Source organism: Pseudomonas violetae (genome assembly GCF_023072615.1).
Classification (GTDB): domain Bacteria; phylum Pseudomonadota; class Gammaproteobacteria; order Pseudomonadales; family Pseudomonadaceae; genus Aquipseudomonas; species Aquipseudomonas violetae.
Map to the genome: position 1 here is coordinate 1 of NZ_JAKNRW010000022.1, position 24,113 is coordinate 24,113.

The 24,113-nt window shown below is 60.0% G+C and carries 19 protein-coding genes and 3 pseudogenes; 13 read left to right on the plus strand and 9 right to left on the minus strand.

All coding sequences use genetic code 11. The annotated features are described in order from the left end of the window. From L9059_RS21070 to L9059_RS21085, 4 genes and pseudogenes are all read left to right on the plus strand, one after another. Positions 1–183, plus strand: a pseudogene (locus L9059_RS21070) (glycine zipper domain-containing protein); the annotation flags it as partial. 111 nt (positions 184–294) lie between these two features. Then, positions 295–765 carry a glycine zipper domain-containing protein gene (locus tag L9059_RS21075; RefSeq protein WP_428480289.1) on the plus strand — a complete coding sequence of 157 codons (471 nt, stop codon included), beginning with the start codon at positions 295–297 and terminating at the stop codon, positions 763–765. Between the two features lie 30 nt (positions 766–795). Further along, positions 796–948 carry a hypothetical protein gene (locus L9059_RS21080; RefSeq protein WP_247292845.1) on the plus strand — a complete coding sequence of 51 codons (153 nt, stop codon included), beginning with the start codon at positions 796–798 and terminating at the stop codon, positions 946–948. Positions 949–1,043: 95 nt separating this feature from the next. Further along, positions 1,044–1,256 (plus strand): hypothetical protein, encoded by a 213-nt coding sequence (locus tag L9059_RS21085; RefSeq protein WP_247292899.1) that lies wholly within the window; start codon positions 1,044–1,046, stop codon positions 1,254–1,256. Positions 1,257–1,260: 4 nt separating this feature from the next. On the opposite strand, the pseudogene L9059_RS21090 reads toward L9059_RS21085, so the two are convergent. Continuing rightward, positions 1,261–4,182, minus strand: a pseudogene (locus L9059_RS21090) (RHS repeat-associated core domain-containing protein); the annotation flags it as partial. Between the two features lie 257 nt (positions 4,183–4,439). Between L9059_RS21090 and L9059_RS21095 the strand changes: the two are divergent. Next, positions 4,440–5,135, plus strand: a complete 696-nt coding sequence (locus L9059_RS21095; RefSeq protein ID WP_247292846.1) for an HAD-IA family hydrolase — start codon at positions 4,440–4,442, stop codon at positions 5,133–5,135. A gap of 69 nt (positions 5,136–5,204) precedes the next feature. On the opposite strand, the gene L9059_RS21100 is transcribed toward L9059_RS21095, so the two are convergent. Next, positions 5,205–5,951, minus strand: a complete 747-nt coding sequence (locus tag L9059_RS21100; protein WP_247292847.1) for a 3-oxoacyl-ACP reductase family protein — start codon at positions 5,949–5,951, stop codon at positions 5,205–5,207. Between the two features lie 126 nt (positions 5,952–6,077). On the opposite strand from L9059_RS21100, the gene L9059_RS21105 reads away from it, so the two are divergent. Continuing rightward, the gene (locus L9059_RS21105) at positions 6,078–7,001 is read left to right on the plus strand and encodes a LysR family transcriptional regulator (RefSeq protein WP_247292900.1); all 924 of its coding nucleotides are present in this window, start codon (positions 6,078–6,080) and stop codon (positions 6,999–7,001) included. Between the two features lie 33 nt (positions 7,002–7,034). Here L9059_RS21105 and L9059_RS21110 read toward each other — a convergent pair whose 3' ends face one another. The 3 genes and pseudogenes from L9059_RS21110 to L9059_RS21120 all read right to left on the minus strand — a co-directional run bounded on the left by L9059_RS21110 (position 7,035) and on the right by L9059_RS21120 (position 9,732). Further along, positions 7,035–7,763: an aspartate/glutamate racemase family protein gene (locus L9059_RS21110; protein WP_247292848.1), complete on the minus strand. Its 729-nt coding sequence runs from the start codon at positions 7,761–7,763 to the stop codon at positions 7,035–7,037. 155 nt (positions 7,764–7,918) lie between these two features. Next, positions 7,919–8,395, minus strand: a pseudogene (locus tag L9059_RS21115) (hypothetical protein); the annotation flags it as partial. 596 nt (positions 8,396–8,991) lie between these two features. Then, a complete protein-coding gene (locus L9059_RS21120) occupies positions 8,992–9,732 on the minus strand; it encodes a phosphoadenylyl-sulfate reductase (protein ID WP_247292849.1) in 741 nt (246 codons plus the stop codon). A gap of 173 nt (positions 9,733–9,905) precedes the next feature. On the opposite strand from L9059_RS21120, the gene thrH reads away from it, so the two are divergent. Then, a complete protein-coding gene (thrH, locus tag L9059_RS21125; protein WP_247292850.1) occupies positions 9,906–10,523 on the plus strand; it encodes a bifunctional phosphoserine phosphatase/homoserine phosphotransferase ThrH in 618 nt (205 codons plus the stop codon). Positions 10,524–10,564: 41 nt separating this feature from the next. On the opposite strand, the gene pabB is transcribed toward thrH, so the two are convergent. The 4 genes from pabB to rloA all read right to left on the minus strand — a co-directional run bounded on the left by pabB (position 10,565) and on the right by rloA (position 15,226). Next, complete coding sequence (pabB, locus tag L9059_RS21130) at positions 10,565–11,902, minus strand: aminodeoxychorismate synthase component I (RefSeq protein ID WP_247292851.1); 1,338 nt, start codon at positions 11,900–11,902, stop codon at positions 10,565–10,567. A gap of 260 nt (positions 11,903–12,162) precedes the next feature. Continuing rightward, positions 12,163–13,149, minus strand: a complete 987-nt coding sequence (locus L9059_RS21135; protein WP_247292852.1) for an alpha-L-glutamate ligase-like protein — start codon at positions 13,147–13,149, stop codon at positions 12,163–12,165. Beyond that, positions 13,149–14,684: an osmotic stress tolerance membrane protein RloB gene (rloB, locus tag L9059_RS21140; protein ID WP_247292853.1), complete on the minus strand. Its 1,536-nt coding sequence runs from the start codon at positions 14,682–14,684 to the stop codon at positions 13,149–13,151. The genes L9059_RS21135 and rloB overlap by 1 nt, the downstream gene beginning before the upstream one ends. Before the next feature lie 5 nt (positions 14,685–14,689). After that, positions 14,690–15,226, minus strand: a complete 537-nt coding sequence (gene rloA / locus L9059_RS21145) for a retropepsin-like aspartic peptidase RloA (protein WP_247292854.1) — start codon at positions 15,224–15,226, stop codon at positions 14,690–14,692. 298 nt (positions 15,227–15,524) lie between these two features. Here rloA and L9059_RS21150 point away from each other — a divergent pair, with 298 nt between their 5' ends. The 6 genes from L9059_RS21150 (at position 15,525) to prpD (ending at position 24,091) form a co-directional block, all read left to right on the plus strand. After that, positions 15,525–16,247 carry a GntR family transcriptional regulator gene (locus L9059_RS21150; protein ID WP_247292855.1) on the plus strand — a complete coding sequence of 241 codons (723 nt, stop codon included), beginning with the start codon at positions 15,525–15,527 and terminating at the stop codon, positions 16,245–16,247. Next, positions 16,244–17,134, plus strand: coding sequence for a methylisocitrate lyase (gene prpB / locus L9059_RS21155; protein WP_247292856.1), 891 nt, complete (start codon positions 16,244–16,246; stop codon positions 17,132–17,134). Before L9059_RS21150 ends, prpB begins: the two co-directional genes overlap by 4 nt. Before the next feature lie 148 nt (positions 17,135–17,282). Beyond that, positions 17,283–18,410 (plus strand): bifunctional 2-methylcitrate synthase/citrate synthase, encoded by a 1,128-nt coding sequence (gene prpC / locus L9059_RS21160; protein ID WP_247292857.1) that lies wholly within the window; start codon positions 17,283–17,285, stop codon positions 18,408–18,410. 140 nt (positions 18,411–18,550) lie between these two features. Then, complete coding sequence (gene acnD / locus L9059_RS21165) at positions 18,551–21,145, plus strand: Fe/S-dependent 2-methylisocitrate dehydratase AcnD (RefSeq protein WP_247292858.1); 2,595 nt, start codon at positions 18,551–18,553, stop codon at positions 21,143–21,145. Between the two features lie 55 nt (positions 21,146–21,200). After that, positions 21,201–22,391, plus strand: coding sequence for a 2-methylaconitate cis-trans isomerase PrpF (gene prpF / locus L9059_RS21170; protein WP_247292859.1), 1,191 nt, complete (start codon positions 21,201–21,203; stop codon positions 22,389–22,391). Between the two features lie 215 nt (positions 22,392–22,606). After that, the gene (prpD, locus tag L9059_RS21175) at positions 22,607–24,091 is read left to right on the plus strand and encodes a 2-methylcitrate dehydratase (RefSeq protein ID WP_247292860.1); all 1,485 of its coding nucleotides are present in this window, start codon (positions 22,607–22,609) and stop codon (positions 24,089–24,091) included. Positions 24,092–24,113 lie beyond the last annotated feature (22 nt).

The window sequence follows — 24,113 nt, forward strand, 5'->3', positions numbered from 1 at the left end:
GTTGCCGCACGTAAAGGCAGCCGCACCAAGGCCGCGATTGGCGGTGGTGTGGGCGCTGCAGGTGGGTCGGTGATCGGTAACAGCCTGGGCGGCAAGACCGGTTCCACCATCGGCGCCGGCCTGGGCGGAGCTTTGGGTGGCGGCGTTGGTAGCAACCTTGGTAAAGGTCACAAGCGTCACTGATCCTGGGTGATCAACACAAAGCCCGGCTAAATGCCGGGCTTTTGCGTTTATGAACGTTTCCCCCGGCAGAGGCTCAAAGCCATTACAACCCCAACGCATGCGAGGTGCACCATGACATCTAAATCCAAAAGCAAATCAGGCGACTGTCGTCGTCAAGGCTTGACGTGGTCTGCATTGGTATTGGGACTGATGGTCAGCCACGGCGCGCTTGCGGCTGGCGACGGCACCGCCGCAGTCGGCGGGGGCCTCGGTGGTGCGCTCGGAAATGTCGTAGGTCAACAAATGGGCGGCAGCACTGGTGCGGCCATCGGCGCAGGCGTTGGTGGGGCAGCGGGTAGTGCAGTCGGTGCGCCCAAGGGAAGTCGCACGGAAGCTGCGGTGGGTGGCGGTTTGGGATCCGCAGGTGGCTCGATAATCGGTAACAGCCTGGGCGGCTCGACCGGTTCGACCATAGGCGCGGGGCTGGGTGGCGCAGCCGGTGGCGCTGTTGGCAATAATCTGGGTACCGATAACGGTGGTTCGCATTCCAAGGGCAATCACAAGCACAAGCATAAAAACAAATACAAGAACAAACATCGTTGATCAATCCCAGCACCGCGCGAGGTACTCCCCATGACTCCTGAAACAGAAGGCAAGGAAGAAAAAGGTCCGAGTGGACTGCCGTTTATCAACGATCCCGGTAATGAAGACCCTGGATCGCTCATGGATGATGCGACAGTCCCGCTCCACGATTCCGACGACGAAGGGCTCGACGACGAGCAATAAGCCACCGACCGATCGTCTTTCTTGTAGAACTGACGTCCCACCGGGGTCATCGAATTTTCAGGGCCTGCCTTTACAGGCCCGTCGAGAGGTGACTCATGAATCCTGATCCCAAAGCATCCGGCCCCGATGAAACGCCTGAATATCCATTGCCTTCACCCACGGACTCCCTGCGTCGGGATCAACGACCGCCCGACGATGACACTGCGGTCGAGCAGGTGCCCAAGGATGATGTGAAGCGTGGGGATGTAGAGGCCAGTCCCGATGATCCGGACATTGCCGGTATTGATGCATCGGGTGAACCGAGCTAAATATTTCATCATCCATCTGGCCCGGCTTCCGTCGGGCCTTTTCATTTGGCAATCCTTGAGAACCTGATGGCGCAACCCAGCCGGTCGGGTTGTGCAGGTATTGGTAGCCGTTCCATCCATGTGCCAGGTGACCAGGGGTCAGGTAGCGACCCACATCCGGGTTGTAGTAGCGATGCCGGTTATAGTGCAGGCCCGACTCCGCGTCGAAGTACTGCCCCTGAAAACGCAATGGCTGCTCAAGTATCCGATGCGTGTCCCGATTGAGTCGGGTGAGGCGGCCGTAGGCGGTGTACTGGGCGGCCCAGACAACCTGGCCGCTGGCATCCGTGAGTTCCTGCGGTGTGCCAAGGTGGTCGAGTTGGTAATAATAGGGGCGGGCGTTGTCTGGCCCCTTGCCGTCGAGCATCGCCAGCGGGCGAAAGGTGCCCGGTTCGTATAAGTAACCCCGGTAGTGCCCTTCGCTGCTTTCGGCGATGAGTGTGTTGCCTTGCCAGATAAACACCGTGCTCTTGCCGTCGACGGTCTTGCTGATCCTGCGACCAAAGGCGTCATAGCGATAACTCACCTGGGCGCCACAAGGCAGGGTGATACCGACCAGTCGGTGCTGGCAGTCATAGCGATATTCGGTCACCAGCACCGGGGCGGTGCCTCGGCATTTGCGGATCAGGTTACCGAAGGCGTCGTAAGTGTAATGGCGGTTACCTTGCTTGAGCAGGCGGTGGGTTTTGAGGGTGACCGGTCCCGGACGATCGAGCATCAGCAAATTGCCCGCCGGATCGTGGACGAAACTCTCCGGCTGGTGTTCCCGGGAATGGTGCACGCGGATCAAGCGGTCCAGATAGTCATATTGATAATTTCGTGTGCCGTTTCGGCTGTCGGCGATGCGCTCAAGATTGCCGTTGGCACTGTAAGAAAAATCGCGGCGGTAGAAGGGTGCCGCACCGAGAGAGAGGGCATGGGATGTCAAGCGGCCCTGATCGTCGTAGCCGTAAGTGCTGCTGAGCGAGCCTTGCTGGCGCTGTAGTTCGCGTCCTGCAACCAAGCGGTGCGTAGACAGTCGAGCGCCATTGAGATTGATGGCTGCCAGCGCTCCGCCCTTGGCGTAATGAATGTCGAGTGTGCTGTCGTCCGGCAAATGCACGTAATTGAGTCTGCCGCAGGCGTCATGGCGGTAACGCAAACTGTTGCCACCCTGGTGCTCGGCGATCAGGCGATCCTGCATGTCATATTCAAATATCAGTGGCTGATGGTCGTCGATGACACCTACCAGGCGGCCGAGCGGGTTGTATTGGTATTCGACCGTTGAACCATCTGCCAGCGTCTTGACCAACAATTGACCCGCCTCGTTGCGTTGGTATCGCGTGACTAACTGCGAGCCGTCATTGCCGAATTCGGTTTTCTGCGACAGGTGCCCAGCGGGATCGTAGACATACCCAATGCGTCGCCCATCGATTGCGGTTTCCTCTTGCAGCAGGCCGTGAGGCAGGTAGTCCAGTTGGTATCTTTCGCCGAATTCGTTCTGCACTTCAGTGAGCAAAAGCAGTGGATGGTCATGGCGATACTTGAGTTGCGAGCCATCGGAGTTGAGCCGGCGGCTGACCAGATGCAAGTCATCGGCGTATTCGAACCGGGTCACCCGGCCCAGCTCACAACGCTCAGCGGTGGGCATGCCATAGGCGTTGCAAGAGAACGCGCGATTGGCGCCGGAGGGCAGCGTGACCAGAACGAGGCGTCCGACTGCGTCCCATTGGTACCGGGTTACGCCGCCGTTCTCATCGTGCAAGGAGATCTGGCGCCCTAGCGCATCGTACGAAAATAATCGCTGGCTCCCATCAGGCAACGTTTCTTCTCGTAACTGCCCCAATGCGTCATGGGTGAAGTTGTGGTGGCTGTTGTCGGGATACTCGATAGAAGACAGTTGCCCTCTGGAGTCGTAGCGCAACTGAGTGACATGGCCCTGGGGATCGGTTGCCCGGATCACATCGCCCTGGGCATTGCGCAGATATTTCCATCCTGCATCGGCACGGGAAGGCGGGCGCAGGAAACCGTGGTCCCCAGATGTCTGCCGCTGCGCCGGCCGGCTGCCAGGCGGATACATCCGTTGGCTGCCATCGATGTGTTTTACCGTCACTCCACCGTACTCATCCCAGAGGTAACGCCTGTCCAGCTGGGCGAAACTTCCCCAGTGCCTTACGCATCGCACAACCTCCTCGGACTTTTCCCACTCCCAGAATAAACTCGCCCCACCGGCCAGTTGTCGTTGAAGCAGGAGGTGCTGTTCGTCGTAGTCGTAGCGCTCGCTTTCATTGGCGGCGTTGGTCGCGCTGATCAGGTGGTGACAGGCGTCGTGGCGATAGCTGACCACTACCTGTTCAGTACGCCACGATTTATCCAGAGGGGTGACTGAATCAAGACACTGATACTCAACGGCAGCCAGATACCGCCGATCCCAGCGCAGTAACAGTGCGCGTCCTGCACCGTTGTCCAAGCGCTGAATCCTGCCAGCGCAGTCCCTTTGCAGGGTGAGTCGATTGCCGTAGGCGTCACTGATCGCGGTCAATTGCCCCGTGCGGAAATGCAGGAAACGGCCCGGCAGCGCAATGATCCATTCCTCAAGCGCATCGCCCAGGTAAATGGCCGGCCGGGGCAGGCTATTGCATGAAAGTGGGCGCGGGATTGTCGGACGGGAAAATGTCGTACGGCAGTTTTCATCATCGGTCCAGATGACCTGCTCTGCTTCGACATCGAGTCGATGCGCAAGGCAATGACTCCAGCCAAAACCCAGTCCGCAATCGAGGTGCGCTGCACCGATGCGATAGTGGCGGATGAACTCGAACGGCAGAATGCCCTGCAACGAACAGTCGGTCAGCGTCAGCAACGCGGCACCCGGGGCCAAACCGCCCGGCAGGCCGATGCCGTTGGTCAAAGCCCACACCTTTTCAGGTTCTAACATTCGCAGCCCCTCATGCGTATCTGAATAATTCGCCAGACTGTGCGTGGGATTCGGCTGGAAAAAAGTAGGGAAAGGCTGCGCGGGGTGTGGGAAAGGTCATTAGATATTGACAATTGTGTTGCAACGTCTCTTGCCCGCCCGGTATCGATATCCTGCTGAACCCTTTAATCAAGCGCGGAATCGGTGATAACGTGCGGGTCCCTCATGTTATTGAAAACGGATCAGATGCGATGAATGCACCGCTGAACGAGTTCGGCCCGATCAAGGCCGTGATTTTCGATATGGACGGCTTGTTGCTGGACACCGAGGGCATCTACACCGAAGTCACGTCGATAATCGCCCAGCGCTATGGCCGGGTTTTCGACTGGAGCATCAAGCAGAACATTATCGGCCGCGGCGCCAATGACCTGGCGCGTTACGTGGTCGAGGCACTGGACTTGCCGATCTCCGCAGAAGAGTTCCTAGTGATTCGCGAACCGCTGATGCGTGAGCGGTTTCCACACGCGCTGGCGATGCCGGGCGCCCAGGAACTGGTGCGGCACTTGAAGGCGAACAATATCCCCATCGCGGTAGGCACCAGTTCTTCACGTCAGTCGTTCGGTCAGAAAACCACGCTGCACCGGGACTGGTTTGATTTATTCGATTTCATCGTCACAGCTGATGATCCGGAAGTGGGCGCGGCCAAACCGGCGCCGGACATCTTTCTTACCGCCGCGCGGCGTCTGGGTGTCGATCCGGCCGACTGCCTGGTGTTCGAGGATTCGCCCTTTGGCGTCACGGCTGCGAAGGCGGCTGGCATGACGGCAATTGCCATCCCGGATGCGGCGATGGCAGATGAAAAGTACGCACATGCCGACGGGATTCTTCGCACTCTGAAGGCGTTCAAGCCAAGTGCCTGCGGTTTGCCGACGTTGGAATGGGCGTAAATCAGCACCCATGAAAAAGCCGGCCACCTGATCAGGGTTGCCGGCTTTTTCTTGCATGTCTTTACACCATCAGGCGCCGAAACCGCCGTCGATGGTCAGACTGGCGCCTGTGATATAGCCTGCTTCAGGGCCCACCAGGTACGCCACGAAGCTGGCTATTTCATCGGCGTGACCGTAACGACCTACTGCCATCAGCGGGATCAGGCTGTCGGCAAAGTCACCCGCGGCAGGGTTCATGTCAGTGTCGACCGGGCCTGGCTGCACGTTGTTGATGGTGATCCCGCGCGGGCCGAGGTCGCGTGCCAGGCCTTTGGTCAGGCCGACCAGCGCCGACTTGCTCATGGCGTAGGGGCCGCCACCGGCGAAGGGCATGCGATCGGCGTTGGTGCTGCCGATGTTGATGATGCGACCGCCCTCGGACATGTGCCTGGCGGCGGCCTGTGTTGCAATGAACACGCTGCGCACGTTGATGGCCAGGGTCTGGTCGAAGTCTTCGAGCTTGAAGTCTTCCAGCGGCGCAACCGCCAGCACACCCGCATTGTTCACCAGGATATCCAGGGCGCCGAAGGCTTCGACGGTGGCCGTGACGGCGTTGCGGATGGCCTCGGCATCGGCGCTGTCGGCCTTGATGGCCAGCGCTTTGCCGCCATTGGCCGTAATGCTGTTCTGCAATGCTTCGGCTTTTTCCGCGGAGCTTACGTAGGTGAAGGCAACAGCTGCGCCTTCAGCGGCCAGGCGTTTGACGATGGCTGCACCAATGCCGCGGGACCCGCCTTGAATCAAAGCCACTTTGCCGCTGAGGTTCTGAGTATTCATGTCTGTCTCCAAAGTCGCCGGGGCGAGATGTCCCGGTTGATGGAGCCTAGTATCGGTTCGGGATGAGCGGCTGAGTAGACGGCAATTACGATAGTCTGTGTAAACCAGAAGTTTATAATGGTTCTTATGGAAACCTTCAGCAGTATCGAATGCTTCGTCCGCAGTGCCGAAGTCGGCAGCTTTGCCGAAGCCGCACGGCGCCTGAGCCTGACGCCGGCCGCAGTCGGCAAGAGCGTCGCCAAGTTAGAGGCGCGCCTGGGCGTGCGCTTGTTCCAGCGCAGTACGCGCAGCCTTACTTTGACCGAGGCCGGCCAGTTGTTTCTAGGTGAAGTCAGCTCCAGCCTGCACACCATCCAGAATGCCGTGGCCAACCTGGCCAGCGCGCAGGGACTTCCGGCGGGGACGCTGAAGGTCAGCATGGGTACGATGTTCGGTCGGTTGTACGTGGTGCCCATGCTTGGCGAGTTTCTGCGGCGGTTCCCGGCGATCAACCCTGACTGGCATTTCGATAACCGTCAGGTCGATCTGATTGCCCAAGGGTTTGACGCGGCAATTGGTGGGGGGTTTGAACTGCCCCAGGGCGTGGTCGCTCGCAAGCTGACACCGGCGCATCGGGTACTGGTGGCCTCGGCTGATTACCTGGCGAACCGCGCGCCGGTCCTGGAACCCGAGGACCTTGGCAGCCACGACGGTATCCTGATCCGTTCGCCGCAAACCGGTCGCGTGCGTTCCTGGCAGTTGACCAGTCGCACCCGGCAACACAGCCCGCTGGTGCTCAAGGCGCGCATGACCATGAGCGATTCCGAAGCGGCCTGTGCCACGGCGGCTCAAGGGTTGGGTATCGCCCTGGTCAGCATGCCTTTTGCGGCGGGGTATCTGGAGGCTGGGAACTTGCAGCGGGTGTTGCCGGATTGGTATGTCGACGATGGCAACATTTCCATCTATTACGCTGAGCATAAGTTGCTGCCCGGCAAGACCCGGGCGTTTGTGGATTTTGTGATTGAGCAGTTTGCCGAGCAGGGGTTGGGGCAGAGGTTCAGTGCTATCTGAGCAAGGCTTGCTCGCGAAGAACGATCACGCGGTCTACCGACCCAACCGCCCCGGCCAACCAATGATTTTCTTCGGCCGCGGCGTCGCATAGGTGCGTACCTTGGAGGTCGACAACCCTAGTCGCACCAGTGACTCGGCAATGGTGACCGCCGCTGTCACGCCATCCACTACCGGCACGCCGGTGCGCTGGCGGATTTGCTCGTCCAGGCCGGCCATGCCGCCGCAACCCAGGCAAATCACCTCGGCCTTGTCTTCAAGCACCGCCAATTCCGCCTGGCGCACGATGGCTTGCAGCGCACGCTGGGGATCCGACTCCAGTTCCAGTACCGCCAGGCCACTGGCCCGCACGGAGGCGCAGCGGTCCCACAGGCCGGAGAGTTTTAATCTGTCCTCAATCAGCGGCACGGTGCGGTCCAGAGTAGTGACCACCGAGTAGGCATGGCCCAAAAACATCGCGGTGCTGGCGGCCGCATCGGTGATGTCCACCACCGGCACGTTAAGTAGCTCCTGCAGCCCTTCGCGGCCGTGCTCGCCGTAGCCGGCCTGGATCACCGCGTCGAAAGGCTGATCGTAAGACATCACCCGGTCCATCACGGCAATGGCCGCCAGGTAACTTTCGAAGTTGCCCTCCACGGACTCGGCGCCGAAGTGGGGAGTCAGGCCAATGATTTCGGTGCCTGGGGCGGCGACTGCCTGGGCCGAGCGGGCAATTGCCTGGGTGATGGACTCGGTGGTGTTGACGTTGACCACGAGAATTCGCATGGGAAGTCCTTATAGCGGGTGGTTCTGCGGCCCGAAGTGGCCGGGCCGCCAAGGGGTAGTGACTGGCGTTGTCGACCGCGATGGATTCGCCGCTGACGTCAGCGCAATGAGGCTCACGCTGGGCAATGATCAGTTAGAGCATCCCTGCAATCCCTGCACCGATCAGCCAGGAAAAAGGTGTTGGGGATCGAGGCAATGATCTCGGTGGGGCTTTCAATGATTCGGCTATTGATCTGGAATTGCGCGCCGCACAGCAGCACGGTGATGGCCGCGAATATCAGTATGTTCACCGGCAGCCCCCAGAAATTGCCGACCTTGATGGTCTTGCGGCATGGCGAAGAGCGGGCGAAATCGCAGAAATTGAGGATCAGCGTGCCGTAGATGGCCAGCCACAAGGCGCCGCCTGGGAAACGGCACACCGGTTTTCTGGCCCATGTAGCCGGACAGGTTCATGAAGCAGTACACCAGCGCGGCGCCGATCCCCAGCGCCGACCTTCGGCCTTGGTCGGCGCCAGGTCCTTGTTGTGCAGGCGCGGGCTCAGTACGACGGGACCGTGCGAGGGTTGATCAAGGGAAGTGGGAGGGACGTGTAGCTCCAGCGTAATCTTGTTATTGGAGAGGCTAGTACGCATTCCGGCAGGCTCCTGAAGCTTGGCGCTGCGATGACTGTGCTTGAGCAGGGGCTCGACAAATCTTCGTCGCGAACAGCCAACATCATTGGTTTCGGGGCATCTGCAGCCTGTACGGGATAGAGCGCTTCAGGCTTGCGGATCTAAAGTGCGGGTATGTTTTGGGTTGTGTTGTATACAAAACATGTATGCACTTAAGCGAGATTTGTGCCAGAGAGCGATCTATGAAAAAGGCTTCTAATTTCTTTTAGTTATCCGTTGTAGGTAGCTCGTTGATAAACCGCCTAAATAAATTGACCATTTGATCAGCTATTTATTTTTTCGGGCGGGCCTGGCGAGCAGGTCGACTGAGGGAGTCGGGGTGGTAGCTGTAACTTTACGGGGCGTTCAAATGAAAAGTGCACACAAAAATGGCACCGATGGTGACAGTTTTGTGTACACATCATATGAAGATGGCGTTCCTTGTAGGCGCGAGCTTGCTCGCGATGAACCTGAGGGCGCTACCGGGAGTCAGGCTTCCCGCGTTATCGTTAACGACCATCTGCGGAACGCCGCCCGGAGCAAGCTCGCTGCAGTGCAGGTGCGATCCAGAACCAGAATCAGGCCTTGGACTTGCCGATGATATTCCCCGCATGCAGCCCGCATTCCTTCTGCGTTGCCTCTTCCCACCACCAACGACCTTCACGCTCATGCTGGTTCGGTAGCACCGGGCGGGTGCAGGGCTCGCAGCCAATGCTGATGAAACCACGCTCGTGCAAGCTGTTGAACGGCAGTTCGAGCATGCGGATGTAACCCCAGATCTCTTCGCTGGTCATCTGCGCCAACGGGTTGAACTTGTACAAGGTGCGTTCCGGGGTGGAGAACGCAGTGTCGATTTCCATCACGGCCACGGCGCTGCGCGTGCCCGGGCTCTGGTCGCGCCGCTGGCCGGTCGCCCAGGCACGGACGCCGGACAGTTTGCGCCGCAGCGGTTCGATCTTGCGGATGCCACAGCATTCGCCATGGCCATCCTTATAGAAACTGAACAGGCCCTTTTCCTTCACGAAGGGTTCAAGTTTCGTGTAGTCCGGCGACACGAGTTCGATTTCGATCTTGTAGTGCTCGCGCACCTGATCGATGAAGCGGTAGGTCTCGGGATGCAGGCGGCCGGTGTCGAGGCTGAACACCTTGACGTTCTTGTTCAGCTTCCAGGCCATGTCCACGAGCACCACGTCTTCGGCGCCGCTGAAGGATATCCACAGGTCATCGCCAAACTCGGCAAACGCGAGTTTGAGGATGTCTTGGGCAGATTTATTGGCATATGTCGTGGCGAGTTCTACGACATCGAACGATGGGCTCATCAGGGCGGCTTCCTACAGGTCGGTGGCGCTGGGCGCTCTAGATAGGGCTGATGGTAACAAAATCCGACAAGCGCTGGCGCGCCCTGTGCGTTGCACAGGCCCGTTCGAGTGGTTAGAGTTCGGCAGTCTTTTTGCTTGGTCGACTCAATAATCACTACAAATGGGAGTGTCTTGTGGAAATTGCATGCCTGGATCTTGAAGGGGTACTGGTTCCGGAAATCTGGATCGCCTTTGCCGAAAAAACCGGGATCGAATCCCTCAAGGCCACCACTCGGGACATTCCCGACTACGACGTGCTGATGAAGCAGCGCCTGCGAATTCTCGACGAGCACGGCCTGAAACTGTCCGATATTCAGGAAGTGATCGCCACGTTGAAGCCTCTGGACGGCGCGGTGGATTTCGTCAATTGGCTGCGTGAACGCTTTCAGGTAGTGATCCTGTCGGATACGTTCTACGAGTTTTCCCAGCCACTCATGCGTCAACTGGGGTTTCCCACGCTGCTGTGCCATCGGTTGATTACCGATGACGCCGGTCGAGTGACGAACTATCAGTTGCGGCAGAGAGATCCCAAGCGCCAGTCGGTCCTGGCTTTCAAGGGCCTCTATTATCGCGTGATCGCGGCGGGAGATTCTTACAACGACACGACGATGCTGGGCGAGGCCGATGCGGGGATCCTGTTCCATGCGCCGGACAATGTGATTCGTGAGTTCCCGCAGTTCCCGGCGGTGCATACTTTTGAGGCGTTGAAGCAGGAGTTCATCAAGGCTTCGAATCGGGCGTTGAGCCTGTAGTCGACTGTTCGGAAGCGATCGCGGGCAAGCCCGCGATGCTTTTAGAGGTTTTGCAGGGTATCGAGCAGCACCTTCACCTTGGTAATCGACTCTGCATACTCGGCCTGCCACTGTGAATCCGCAACGATCCCGCCGCCACCCCAGCAGCACACCTGCCCATCCTTGACCAGCAAGCTGCGAATAGCGATGGAGCTGTCCATCTCGCCGCGCACGTCCAGATACAGCAGCGAACCGCAATACAAACCCCGCCGGGTTGGTTCCAATTCGTCAATGATCTGCATTGCGCGGATTTTTGGAGCGCCGGTAATCGATCCACCAGGGAAGCTGCCGGCAAGCAAGTCCAGGGCGTCCCGGTCTGACGCCAGTTGTCCGGTGACACTACTGACCAGATGGTGCACGTTCGGGTAGCTTTCCAGGCTGAACAGTTCCGGCACCCGCACCGAACCGATGCGGCAAGTGCGGCCTAGGTCGTTGCGCAGCAAATCGACGATCATCAGGTTTTCAGCGCGATCCTTGGGGCTGGCCAGCAGTTCGGCGGCGTTTGCTGCATCTTCAGCTTCGGTCTGGCCGCGGGGGCGGGTGCCTTTGATCGGGCGGGTTTCAACCAGGCCCTGGCTGACCTTGACGAAGCGCTCGGGTGACAGGCTTAGCACCGCGCCGCCATCAGGCAGGCTCTGGAAGCCGGAAAATGGCGTCGGGCATGCCGCTCTCAGCGCGCAATAGGCCGCCCAGGGATCTCCCTGGCATTCGGCACGGAAACGCTGGGCGAAGTTGACTTGATAGCAATCACCCGCCTGGATGTACCGCTGGATGCGTTCCAGCGCCTGGCGATATTCATCGGCGCTCAGGTCTGCGCTCATCGGCGCGGTCAGCCGGAACGGCTCGATTTCTTCGCTGGCAGTTCGACTGAACAGTTCGATCAGCCGCTGGCGCTCGCTATGGGCCATTGTCGGATGAAATACCAGTTGGCTGGTGGCCAACTGATGGTCGCTGATCAATGCCCAGGCATACAGCCCGAAGCGTGCGTCCGGCAGATGCAGATCGTCCCTGGCCAAGCTCGGCAGGTGCTCCAGATGGCGGCCGAAGTCATAGCTCAAATAACCGATCAGGCCGCCGGCAAAAGGCAGGTCGAGCGGTATTGAGGCTTCACCCAGGCGAGTCAGGTTGTCACGCAGGCGTTGCAGGAAATCACTGCCACTTTCGTCAGGCAGCACCGCCAGTTGCTCCAGCGGCCAGGCGCTGAGCAGGTCATGGCGACCTCGATCAGCGATAGGCCGGCCGCTGTCCAGCAGCACGGCTCCAGGGGCATGGCGAATGGCCGCGAAATAGTCGGCGGGGTTGGCGCGATAGGGCAGCGGGTGTACGGAACAGGTCAGCATGGGCGGGGCAAATCAGCCATCGAGCGGGGTGGCGATTGTAGTCCTCTGGGCGGATTGCTCCTAGAGGGCAGTCGGGAAGAGGCAACTTGAGACACCATCAGGCGCTTGGGTAACGCCCAGTCAGTCTTCGCCAGCACGCGGGGACATCCCTGTAGGAGCGAGCTTGCTCGCGAGAAACTGCTTAACGCCGTGTTCATTCAAGCTGCCAACGTTATCGTTGACGAAAATCGCGAGCGAGCTCGCTCCTGCAGGGGAGGCGGTCAGCCTTCCACCGGCGGAATATGCCCGAACATTTCCTGCACAAATGCCACACGCTCTTCGACCGTCTCGGTTACGCCGCGGGCCTTCAACTCTTCCAGCCGCGCCTCGACCGCATGGGTGCGCAACGTCAGCCCGCAATCGTTAGCGATCTGGATGTTCAGGCCGGGCCGGGCATTGAGTTCGAGAATCAGCGGGCCTTTTTCCTGGTCGAGCACCATGTCCACTCCGATGTAACCCAGCCCGCACAGCTCATAACAGCCGGCGGCGAGTGTCATGAACCCGTCCCAGTAGGGCAGTTGCACGCCATCGACCGCATTGGTGGTGTCGGGGTGCTTGGCGATGATGTTGTTCAGCCAGGTGCCGCGCAATGTCAGGCCTGTGGCAAGGTCGACCCCCACGCCAATGGCGCCCTGGTGCAGGTTGGCCTTGCCGCCGGACTGGCGAGTCGGCAGGCGCAGCATGGCCATGACCGGGTAGCCCATCAGAACGATGATGCGGATGTCCGGTACGCCTTCATAACTGATGCTCTTGAAGATCTGGTCCGGGATCACCCGGTACTCGATCAGGGCGCGGTCGCGGTGACCGCCCAGGGAGTACAGGCCAGTGAGGATGCTGGAGACATGGTGCTCGATTTCCTCATGGCTGATGATCTTCCCGGACACCGTGCGATAGCGTCCCTCGAAGCGGTCAGCGATCACGATAATGCCGTCACCGCCGGCGCCTTGGGCCGGTTTGACCACGAAATCGGTATGTCCGCCGATGATCTCATCGAGCTTTTCGATTTCCTTCTCGGTGGAGATCACCCCATACAGTTCCGGCACATGGATGCCGGCGGCGATGGCGCGCTCCTTGGTGATGATCTTGTCATCGACGATCGGGTACAGGCTGCGCTTGTTGTACTTGAGCACGTAGTCCGCGTTGCGCCGATTGATGCCCATGATGCCCCGGGCTTCCAGGGCCTTCCAGGTCTTCCATAAACCGAGCATCAGGTATCAGCCTTCTTCAGGAACGCTTTGAAGCGCACCAGTTCGGTCAGGCGGTAGCCGCGATAGCGACCCATGGCCAGCATGAAACCCACCAGAATCAGCAGGATCGCCGGGAAAGTGAACACGAAGTACACCAGTTCCGGCACGCTCATGATCAGGTGCGCCAGCGATGCGGCGAATAGGGTGCCGACCGCTACTTTCATGGCGTGGCCACCACCGCGTTCTTCCCAGGTGATCGACAGGCGTTCGATGGTCATGGTCAGAATCACCATCGGGAACAGCGCAACGGACAGTCCGCGTTCCAGGCCGAGCTTGTGGCTGAACAGGCTGATTGCCGCAATCAGTACCACCACGAACGTCAGCACCACTGACAACCTTGGCAGCATCTGCAGCTTCAGGTGTTCCAGGTAGGAACGCAGTGACAGCCCCAGCGCCGTGATGATGGTGAACAGCACGATGCCGAAGCCCAGTTGGGTTTCCCGGAAGGCGAGGGCGATCAGTACCGGGGTGAAGGTACCGAGGGTCTGGATGCCGATCAGGTTGCGCAGGATCAGGATCACCAGCACGCCGATCGGGATCATCACCATGATCATGAAGGTCTGCTGGGTCTGCAGCGGCAGGCCATACAGCGAATACTCGAGGAAGTTGGCGTCGGTATTTTCATCCGTCAGCTTGGCCAGGCGAATGGCGTTCATTTCGCTGTTGTTCAGGCTGAAGGTCACATTGGCTTTCTTGCCACCTTCGACGGTGATCAGGTTTTCATCGCCGGTCCACCACAGCAGGCGGTCGGTTGGCAGGCCCTGCTCGCCGGTTTCCGGGTTGAAATACAGCCAGTCGGTACCGTTGAAGCTGCGCAGCCACAGTTCGGGCACTTGCGGCTGGTCGGCCACCATGCGAATGGTGTGGACCTTCTCCATCGGCACGTGGGCGATGGACAGCAGCAGTTCGACGATCCGCGCCTTGTGGGCGGTGGACGGATCGCCGCCCAGGAGCAATTTCACGTTGTCGTCGTTGAGATTGTTGACTCGCTTGATCGCCTCGCCAATAAAGGTCTCGACGTCGGCCGAGTGCTGGCGAATCGGCGCGAGCAGGGCTTCGACGGCGATTTTTTCCGGGCCTTCGACGACGATGCTGTCGCGGAAGGTCGGGCCCTTGATCTTGGCCTTCTCGCCCGTGTAGCGCTTGGTCAGCACCAGGCGGTAGTACAGCGTCTGCTTGCCCTTGGCTCGCCGCGCAGACCAGGTGACCTTGCGGTTGCCGTCGACTCGATTGACCGCCACGCCATAGTTATTGGAGATGAAGCTCTCGTTGAGGCTGACATAGTCGCGGCTCAGCGGTGGCACGAACATCTGGACCTTGACCGGATCCTTGGCGCTGGCGACGAACTCGACCTTGGCGTCGATGTTCCACAAGTCGTCGGTAGCGTCTTCGGACACGGGAATGCCGAGTACGAAAATCTGATAGGCCGTAACTGAAATGCCCAGCACCACCAGGATGGCGATCAGGATTCTCAGGTGGAGTGTAAGAGCGCGCATTGGAATTACTCTGCGGTATGTGCGTCGGTGGCGCAGGCGGGTTTGCCAGCAGCGTATTTAAGACTGGGATCGACCAGCGCGTCGAAGCGTTTCAGTGCTTCGGAGCCGATCAGGAGCGGGAATTGGAAAGCGCTGCGGTCGGTTAGGTTCACCTCGATGCTGCGTAAAGCCGAACCCATGCAGATATCCAGCTCGATCACCGGACGGGCGGTGTATTTTTTGCCCTCATCGGGATCGTAGTCGCCGGCGCGTCGCTTGATCTTGCTGACGCGGGCCAGCGGTCGTTCGATCGGGTGCGAGTGCGCGGTGTCGATGGCCAGGTAGAAGCGTACCCAGGATTCGCCATTGCGTTTGAAGCGCTTGATATCCCGGGCGCTCAACGAGGCGGTTTTCGCGCCCGTGTCGAGTTTGGCCGCGACTTCGAGGTTGATGCCATTGAGGGACGCATATTCGTTGAGGCCGTAAACGGTCTTTTCCCCCGCCACAGCGACGCCGGGCAGGCAAAGGAGATAAAGGAAGGTGGAATAGGGCTTGAGTCTCATAAGTCCTGGGGCGCAGCGGTCCGTGTATTGATTCAAGGCCCTGGCATTGCTGCGCAAGCTCCCTCGTAGGCCACCATCATTTGATGACAGGCAGTGCAGATGTCACAAACAAATGCGGGCGGCATTCTAGCACGGTGGTTTTATGGCGCCACCGCTGGCAGGGGGCTATAACCTTTAGTGTCGCGTTGGCAGGTTACAAGTGGTTATTAGACGATTGTCGACAATATCCATATTTCCTTTGACTGCGCGTGCCGTTTTCGCTAGTTTTTGCCGTATTGGATTTAAAGGTGTCGACAATATGCTGGATCAACTCGATCGCCTGGTCATTGCGCAGGACGATACGGAAACTTTGTCCGAGAACGTCTTCCGGAGAATCCAGGCGGCCATCGTCAAAGGTGAGATCGCCCCGGGCAGCAAAATTTCCGAACCGGAGCTGGCGCGCACCTATGGCATCAGCCGCGGGCCGCTGCGCGAGGCGATCCATCGTCTGGAAGGTCAGCGCCTGCTGGTGCGCGTGCCGCATGTCGGGGCTCGAGTGGTATCGCTCAATCACGCCGAACTGCTGGAACTCTACGAAATTCGCGAGTCCCTCGAAGGTATGGCCTGCCGCCTGGCGGCCGAGCGCATGACCCTGGAAGAAATCGACGAGCTGCGCCGGGTGCTCGAAACCCATGAACGCGACGAGGCGTTCCAGGCCGGCATCGGTTACTACCAGCAGGAAGGCGACTTCGATTTCCATTACCGGATCATCCAGGGCAGCGGCAACCGTACTCTGACCCAGATGCTCTGCGGCGAGTTGTATCAACTGGTGCGCATGTACCGCATGAAGTTTTCCACCACGCCCAATCGCCCGCACCAGGCTTTCGCCGAACACCACCGAATTCTCGATGCCATCGCCGACCGTGACGGTGAACTGGCCGAGTTGTTGATGCGCCGCCATATCGGCGCCTCCAAACGCAATATCGCCCGTCACTACCAGGACGGTGCTAATCCGACAGCCACTGAACGAGGTGAGTCATGAGTTCCAACAAGAACACTCCAGGCCAGCGTTTCCGCGATGCGGTCGCCAGCGAGCATCCGTTGCAAGTCGTTGGCGCGATCAACGCCAACCATGCATTGCTGGCTAAGCGCGCCGGTTTCAAGGCCATCTACCTCTCTGGTGGCGGGGTAGCGGCAGGCTCCCTCGGCGTGCCTGACCTGGGTATCACCAGCCTGGATGACGTGCTGACCGACGTACGACGCATTACCGATGTCTGCGACCTGCCGCTGCTGGTAGACGTGGACACTGGATTCGGTTCCTCGGCTTTCAACGTCGCGCGTACTGTGAAGTCGATGATCAAGTTTGGCGCAGCCGCGATTCATATCGAAGACCAGGTCGGCGCCAAGCGCTGCGGTCACCGCCCTAATAAAGAGATCGTGTCGTTGCAGGAAATGGTCGACCGGATCAAGGCCGCGGTGGACGCGCGTACCGATGACAGTTTTGTGATCATGGCCCGCACCGACGCCCTCGCAGTAGAGGGGCTGGAATCTGCCCTGGATCGTGCCGCAGCGTGCATCGAGGCCGGCGCCGACATGATTTTCCCGGAAGCCATCACCGAGCTGGACATGTACAAGCTGTTCGCCAACCGCGTGAAAGCGCCGATCCTGGCCAACATCACCGAATTCGGCGCGACCCCGCTGTACACCACCGAGCAGTTGGCAGGCGCCGACGTGTCCCTGGTGCTGTACCCGCTGTCGGCCTTCCGCGCCATGAACAAGGCGGCGGAAAACGTTTACACCGCGATCCGCCGCGACGGCACTCAGCAGAACGTCATCGACACCATGCAGACTCGCATGGAGCTTTACGATCGCATCGACTACCACACGTTCGAGCAGAAGCTTGATGCGTTGTTCGCCGCAAAGAAATAAAGCAATCCCCCTGTAGGAGCGAGCTTGCTCGCGATGGTCGCCAACGATAACGCGGGAAACCTGATGCCCCGCGGCGATTGAACGTTTTTCGCGAGCAAGCTGGCTCCTACAAGTTTCCCAGACAAATTCAAGAATATTGGAGACAGCAATGGCCGAAGCAAAAGTACTCAGTGGCGCCGGGCTCCGTGGTCAGGTTGCCGGGCAAACCGCACTGTCCACCGTGGGCCAGTCGGGCGCAGGCCTGACTTATCGCGGCTACGACGTTCGCGAACTGGCGGCAGACGCACAATTTGAAGAAGTGGCGTACCTGCTGCTGTACGGCGAACTGCCGACCCAGGCGCAACTTTGCGCTTACCAAGACAAGCTCGGCAAGCTGCGCGACCTGCCGCAAGCGCTCAAAGAAGTGCTGGAACGCATCCCCGCCAGCGCTCACCCGATGGACGTGATGCGCACCGGTTGCTCATTCCTGGGCAACCTGGAACCGGAGAACGACTTTTCCGAGCAGCATGACAAGACCGACCGCCTGCTGGCCGCTTTCCCGGCGATCATGTGCTACTGGTATCGCTATAGCCACGACGGTAAGCGCATCAATTGCGTGAGCGACGAACAATCCATCGGTGGTCACTTCCTGCACCTGCTGCATGACAAGAAACCGAGCGAGTTGCACGTCAAGGTGATGAACGTTTCGCTGATCCTCTACGCGGAACATGAGTTCAACGCCTCGACCTTCACCGCGCGCGTGTGTGCTTCGACCCTGTCCGACCTGTACTCGTGCATCACCGCTGCCATCGGCTCGCTGCGTGGCCCCCTGCACGGCGGCGCCAACGAAGCGGCGATGGAAATGATCGAGCGTTTCTCGTCGCCGCAAGAGGCGATCAAGGGCACTCTTGGCATGCTCGAGCGCAAGGACAAGATCATGGGCTTCGGTCACGCGATCTATAAGGACAATGATCCGCGCAACGAGGTGATCAAGGGCTGGTCGAAAAAGCTCGCTGAAGAAGTGGGCGACACTGTGTTGTTCCCGGTGTCCGAAGCGATCGACAAGACCATGTGGGAGCAGAAAAAACTGTTCCCCAACGCCGATTTCTACCATGCGTCGACGTACCACTTCATGGGCATCCCGACCAAGTTGTTCACGCCGATCTTCGTCTGCTCGCGCCTGACCGGCTGGGCGGCGCATGTGTTCGAACAGCGCGCCAACAACCGCATCATCCGCCCGAGCGCCGAGTACACCGGCGTCGAACAGCGCAAGTTCGTGCCAATCGAACAACGCTGAATGGTGGGAGCTACACCGGGATCTGAATGTAACGCAGATCCCTGTAGGAGCGAGCAAGCTCGCTCCTACACTGGAGTGTGGTGAATTCAAGCCCGGTACTAGGCCCCACCTTTTGAACACACCGTGACCGAGTCCTGACGATGAACACTGAATTTCGCAAACCGCTGCCCGGCAGCCATCTGGATTACTTCGACGTCCGCGCGGCTGTCGAAGCCATCCAGCCGGGTGCCTACGACACCCTGCCATACACCTCCCGCGTCCTCGCGGAAAACCTGGTGCGTCGCTGCGACCCGGCCACGCTCACCGAATCCCTCAAGCAATTCATCGAGCGCAAACGCGACCTCGACTTCCCGTGGTTTCCGGCCCGGGTGGTGTGCCACGACATTCTCGGCCAGACCGCGCTGGTCGACCTCGCCGGCCTGCGCGACGCCATTGCCCTGCAAGGCGGTGACCCGGCGCAAGTGAACCCGGTGGTGCCGACTCAACTGATCGTCGACCACTCCCTGGCCGTCGAGCGCGGTGGCTTCGATCCAGAGGCGTTCGAGAAGAACCGCGCCATCGAAGACCGTCGCAACGAAGACCGTTTCCACTTCATCAACTGGACCAAAAAAGCCTTCAAGAACGTTGATGTAATCCCGCCAGGCAACGGCATCATGCACCAGATAAACCTGGAGAAAATGTCTCCAGTGATTCAGGTGCGCGACGGCGTGGCGTTCCCCGATACCTGCGTCGGCACCGACAGCCACACCCCGCATGTCGATGCGCTGGGCGTGATCGCCATTGGCGTCGGTGGCCTGGAAGCGGAAAGCGTCATGCTCGGCCGCGCATCGTGGATGCGCCTGCCAGAAAGCGTCGGCGTCGAGCTCACCGGCAAGCTGCAACCGGGTATCACCGCCACCGACATGGTGCTGGCGCTGACCGAGTTCCTGCGCAAGCAGAAAGTGGTCGGTGCATGGCTGGAATTTTTCGGCGAAGGCGCTTCCAGGCTGACCCTCGGCGACCGGGCTACCATCTCCAACATGGCCCCGGAATACGGCGCCACTGCGGCGATGTTCTATATCGACCAGCAGACCATCGACTACCTGAAACTCACCGGTCGCGAAGACGAGCAGGTGCAACTGGTCGAGAACTACGCCAAGACCACCGGCTTGTGGGCCGCTAGCCTCAAGGACGCGCAATACGAGCGCGGCCTGAGCTTCGACCTGTCGTCAGTCGTGCGCAACATGGCCGGCCCAAGCAACCCCCACGCCCGTGTCGCCACGTCCGACCTGGCGGCCCAGGGCATTTCCGGCCACTGGGACGACGTGCCCGGCCAGATGCCGGACGGTGCCGTGATCATCGCGGCCATCACCAGCTGCACCAACACCAGCAACCCGCGTAACGTGATCGCCGCCGGCCTGCTGGCCCGCAACGCGAACAAGCTGGGGTTGACCCGCAAGCCATGGGTCAAATCGTCCCTGGCACCGGGTTCGAAAACCGTCGCGTTGTACCTCGACGAAGCCGGCCTGACCGATGAACTGGAACAGCTGGGTTTCGGCGTCGTCGCCTTTGCCTGCACCACCTGCAACGGCATGTCCGGTGCGCTGGACCCGTTGATCCAGCAAGAGATCATCGACCGCGACCTGTACGCCACTGCCGTGCTGTCGGGTAACCGCAACTTCGACGGGCGGATTCACCCTTACGCGAAGAACGCGTTCCTCGCTTCGCCGCCGCTGGTGGTCGCCTACGCCATCGCCGGCACCATCCGTTTCGACATCGAAAAAGATGTGCTGGGACTCGATGCGCAGGGCAATGACATTCGCCTGAAAGACATCTGGCCAAGCGACGAAGAGATCGACGCAGTGGTCAAGGCATCGGTCAAGCCTGAGCAGTTCCGCCAGGTCTACATCCCGATGTTCGCCATCCACGAAGACACAGGCCCCAAGGTTACGCCGCTGTACGACTGGCGCGAGATGAGCACCTACATCCGTCGGCCACCCTATTGGGAAGGCGCGCTGGCCGGCGCCCGTCCGCTCAAGGGCATGCGCCCGTTGGCAGTGCTGCCGGACAACATCACTACCGATCACCTGTCGCCGTCGAACGCGATCATGCTCGACAGTGCTGCGGGTGAATACCTGGCCAAAATGGGCTTGCCGGAAGAGGACTTCAACTCCTACGCAACTCACCGCGGCGACCATTTGACCGCGCAGCGCGCGACCTTCGCCAACCCGAAACTGTTCAACGAAATGGTCCAGGAAAACGGCAAGGTCAAGCAAGGTTCGCTGGCCCGCGTTGAGCCGGAAGGCCAGGTGATGCGCATGTGGGAAGCGATCGAAACCTACATGGAGCGCAAGCAGCCGCTGATCATCATTGCCGGCGCCGACTACGGCCAGGGTTCTTCTCGGGACTGGGCCGCCAAGGGCGTGCGCCTGGCCGGTGTCGAAGCGATTGCCGCCGAAGGTTTCGAGCGTATTCACCGCACCAACCTGGTGGGAATGGGCGTGTTGCCGCTGGAGTTCAAACCGGGCACCGACCGTCACACGCTGGCCATCGACGGCAGCGAAACCTACGACGTCATTGGCGAGCGTACACCCCGTGCCGAGCTGACGCTGGTGATCCATCGCAAGAACGGCGAGCGCGTTGATGTGCCGGTGACCTGCCGCCTGGATACCGCTGAAGAAGTGTCGATCTATGAAGCTGGCGGCGTGCTGCAGCGCTTCGCCCAGGACTTCCTTGAATCGGCAGTCGCCGTCTAAATCACGAAGTGCGGACACGGGATGTTGAGTCCCGTGTCTGCTTTGAAGGAGCACCATGGCTCACGCACCTCAGATCAAAATACCCGCCACCTACATGCGTGGCGGCACCAGTAAAGGCGTGTTCTTCAGCCTCAAGGACTTGCCGCCAGCGGCGCAGGTTCCAGGCCCGGCGCGCGATGCCTTGCTGTTGCGGGTGATCGGTAGTCCCGACCCGTACGACAAGCAGATCGATGGCATGGGTGGCGCCACCTCCAGTACCAGCAAAACCGTGATCCTGTCGAAAAGCACCAAGGCCGACCACGACGTCGACTATCTGTTCGGTCAGGTCTCGATCGACAAGCCTTTCGTTGACTGGAGCGGCAACTGCGGCAACCTGTCGGCTGCTGTCGGTTCGTTCGCCATCAGCAACGCGCTGGTGGACGCTAGCCGCATTCCGCAGAACGGCATTGCCGTGGTGCGTGTGTGGCAGGCCAACATAGGCAAGAGCATCATCGCCCACGTGCCGATCACCAACGGCGAAGTGCAGGAAACCGGCGATTTTGAACTCGATGGCGTGACCTTTCCTGCTGCCGAAGTCCAGGTCGAATTCCTCGACCCGGCGGCAGAAGAAGAGGGGGGCAGTGGTTCGATGTTCCCCACCGGCAACCTGGTGGATGACCTGGAAGTACCGGGCGTGGGGACCTTCAAGGCGACTATGATCAACGCCGGCATCCCGACCATCTTCGTCAACGCGCAAGACATCGGTTACACCGGCACCGAACTGCAGGGGGCGATCAACGGTGACCCGAAAGCGCTGGCAATGTTCGAGACCATTCGCGCTTACGGCGCATTGCGCATGGGGCTGATCAACAATCTCGACGAAGCAGCCACGCGTCAGCACACGCCGAAGGTTGCCTTTGTGGCCAAGCCTGCGGACTACGTGGCGTCCAGCGGCAAGGCGATCAAGGCCGCTGATGTCGACCTGCTGGTGCGCGCGCTGTCCATGGGCAAGTTGCACCACGCGATGATGGGCACGGCGGCGGTGGCCATTGGTACGGCGGCGGCGATCTCCGGCACGCTGGTCAACCTCGCGGCCGGCGGCACCGAACGCAATGCCGTGCGCTTCGGCCATCCTTCCGGCACCCTGCGCGTAGGCGCCGAGGCCAGTCTGGTGAACGGCGAATGGACCGTGAAAAAAGCCATTATGAGCCGCAGTGCGCGGGTGTTGATGGAAGGCTTCGTGCGCGTGCCGGGTGATTCCTTTTAACGCAGTTCCCGACACAAACGCATAACCCGTGTGGGAGCGAGCCTGCTCGCGATGAGGCCATAACATTCAACAGTCTTGTTGTCAGTCATACCGCCATCGCGAGCAGGCTCGCTCCCACAGTGGATCGCATTTCAACAATAAGAAAGTTGTAACTCATCGAGATTGATCCCTGAACCGAGGTCCCATCAACGAACCACTTCAAGAGTGAATCGAACATGAGCACCAACGTCGACCAGAACAACCGCCCCGACTACGACACCGTCCTGCAGGACATCGCCGATTACGTCCTGCACTTCAACATCGAATCCAGGGAGGCGCTGGACACCGCCCGCAATTGCCTGATCGACACCTTGGGCTGCGGGCTGCTGGCCCTGCGTTTCCCCGAGTGCACCAAGCACCTGGGGCCGCTGGTCGAAGGCACCGTGGTGCCTTTCGGCGCACGGGTGCCGGGCACCAGCTACCGCCTCGACCCGGTCAAGGCCGCCTGGGACATCGGCTGCATCGTGCGCTGGCTCGATTATAACGACACCTGGCTTGCAGCGGAGTGGGGGCACCCGTCGGATAACCTGGGTGGCATTCTTGCGGTGGCCGACCACCTGTCGCAAAAGCGCCAGGCCAATGGCGAGGCACCGCTGACCATGCGCGCAGTGCTCGAAGCCATGATCATGGCCCACGAAATCCAGGGCGTGATTGCGCTGGAAAACTCCTTTAACCGCGTTGGCCTCGATCACGTCATCCTGGTCAAAGTCGCCTCGACGGCCCTCACCGCCAAACTCCTGGGCGCCCATCGCGAGCAGCTGTTGTCCGCCTTGTCCCATGCCTTTGCCGACGGCCAGGCACTGCGCACCTACCGCCATGCGCCGAACGCCGGTTCACGCAAATCCTGGGCAGCGGGCGATGCCACCAGCCGTGGCGTGCGCCTTGCAGATATCGCCATGCGTGGGGAAATGGGCATTCCTGGGGTGCTGACGGCCAGGCAGTGGGGCTTCTACGACGTATTGTTCAGCCACACTAATAACGACCTGGCGCTGAAAGCCGAAGACAAGCGTGCGTTTAGTTTCTCCCGGCCGTACGGCAGCTATGTCATGGAAAACGTGCTGTTCAAGATCAGTTTCCCCGCCGAATTCCATGCGCAAACCGCCTGCGAGGCGGCGGTGATCCTGCATCCACAGGTTCGAAACCGCCTGCATGAAATCGACCGGATCGTCATCACCACCCACGAGTCGGCGATCCGCATCATTTCCAAGGTCGGCCCGCTGGCCAACGCGGCGGATCGCGATCATTGCATCCAGTACATGACGGCCGTGCCACTGGCGTTCGGCAACCTGGTGGCCGAGCACTACGAGGATGCCTTCCACGCTGCGCACCCGATCATCGATGTGCTGCGCGAGAAAATGGTCATCGTCGAAAGCCCGGTTTACACCCGTGAATACCTGGAAGCCGACAAGCGCTCGATCGCCAATGCGGTGCAGGTGTTTTTCAAGGACGGGACCAGTACCGAGAACGTAGCGGTGGAGTACCCGATCGGCCATCGCAGGCGTCGTGCCGAAGGCATACCATTGCTGGAGGACAAGTTCAGGACGAACCTGCTGACACGATTCACCCGCCAGCGTAGCGCTGAGATCTTCGAGCTGTGCAAGGATCAGGCTCGGCTTGAGGCGACACCGGTGAACAGGTTTATGGATTTGTTTGTTATCTGAGGGACCGCGTTATCGTTCAATC

Bases quoted from the DNA above. Each gene is read 5' to 3' on its own strand.
- L9059_RS21075 (WP_428480289.1), top strand. From the start codon at position 295: ATGACATCTAAATCCAAAAGCAAATCAGGCGACTGTCGTCGTCAAGGC.
- L9059_RS21080 (WP_247292845.1), top strand. From the start codon at position 796: ATGACTCCTGAAACAGAAGGCAAGGAAGAAAAAGGTCCGAGTGGACTG.
- L9059_RS21085 (WP_247292899.1), top strand. From the start codon at position 1,044: ATGAATCCTGATCCCAAAGCATCCGGCCCCGATGAAACGCCTGAATAT.
- L9059_RS21095 (WP_247292846.1), top strand. From the start codon at position 4,440: ATGAATGCACCGCTGAACGAGTTCGGCCCGATCAAGGCCGTGATTTTC.
- L9059_RS21100 (WP_247292847.1), bottom strand. From the start codon at position 5,951: ATGAATACTCAGAACCTCAGCGGCAAAGTGGCTTTGATTCAAGGCGGG.
- L9059_RS21105 (WP_247292900.1), top strand. From the start codon at position 6,078: ATGGAAACCTTCAGCAGTATCGAATGCTTCGTCCGCAGTGCCGAAGTC.
- L9059_RS21110 (WP_247292848.1), bottom strand. From the start codon at position 7,763: ATGCGAATTCTCGTGGTCAACGTCAACACCACCGAGTCCATCACCCAG.
- L9059_RS21120 (WP_247292849.1), bottom strand. From the start codon at position 9,732: ATGAGCCCATCGTTCGATGTCGTAGAACTCGCCACGACATATGCCAAT.
- pabB (WP_247292851.1), bottom strand. From the start codon at position 11,902: ATGCTGACCTGTTCCGTACACCCGCTGCCCTATCGCGCCAACCCCGCC.
- L9059_RS21135 (WP_247292852.1), bottom strand. From the start codon at position 13,149: ATGCTCGGTTTATGGAAGACCTGGAAGGCCCTGGAAGCCCGGGGCATC.
- rloB (WP_247292853.1), bottom strand. From the start codon at position 14,684: ATGCGCGCTCTTACACTCCACCTGAGAATCCTGATCGCCATCCTGGTG.
- rloA (WP_247292854.1), bottom strand. From the start codon at position 15,226: ATGAGACTCAAGCCCTATTCCACCTTCCTTTATCTCCTTTGCCTGCCC.
- L9059_RS21150 (WP_247292855.1), top strand. From the start codon at position 15,525: ATGCTGGATCAACTCGATCGCCTGGTCATTGCGCAGGACGATACGGAA.
- prpB (WP_247292856.1), top strand. From the start codon at position 16,244: ATGAGTTCCAACAAGAACACTCCAGGCCAGCGTTTCCGCGATGCGGTC.
- prpC (WP_247292857.1), top strand. From the start codon at position 17,283: ATGGCCGAAGCAAAAGTACTCAGTGGCGCCGGGCTCCGTGGTCAGGTT.
- acnD (WP_247292858.1), top strand. From the start codon at position 18,551: ATGAACACTGAATTTCGCAAACCGCTGCCCGGCAGCCATCTGGATTAC.
- prpF (WP_247292859.1), top strand. From the start codon at position 21,201: ATGGCTCACGCACCTCAGATCAAAATACCCGCCACCTACATGCGTGGC.
- prpD (WP_247292860.1), top strand. From the start codon at position 22,607: ATGAGCACCAACGTCGACCAGAACAACCGCCCCGACTACGACACCGTC.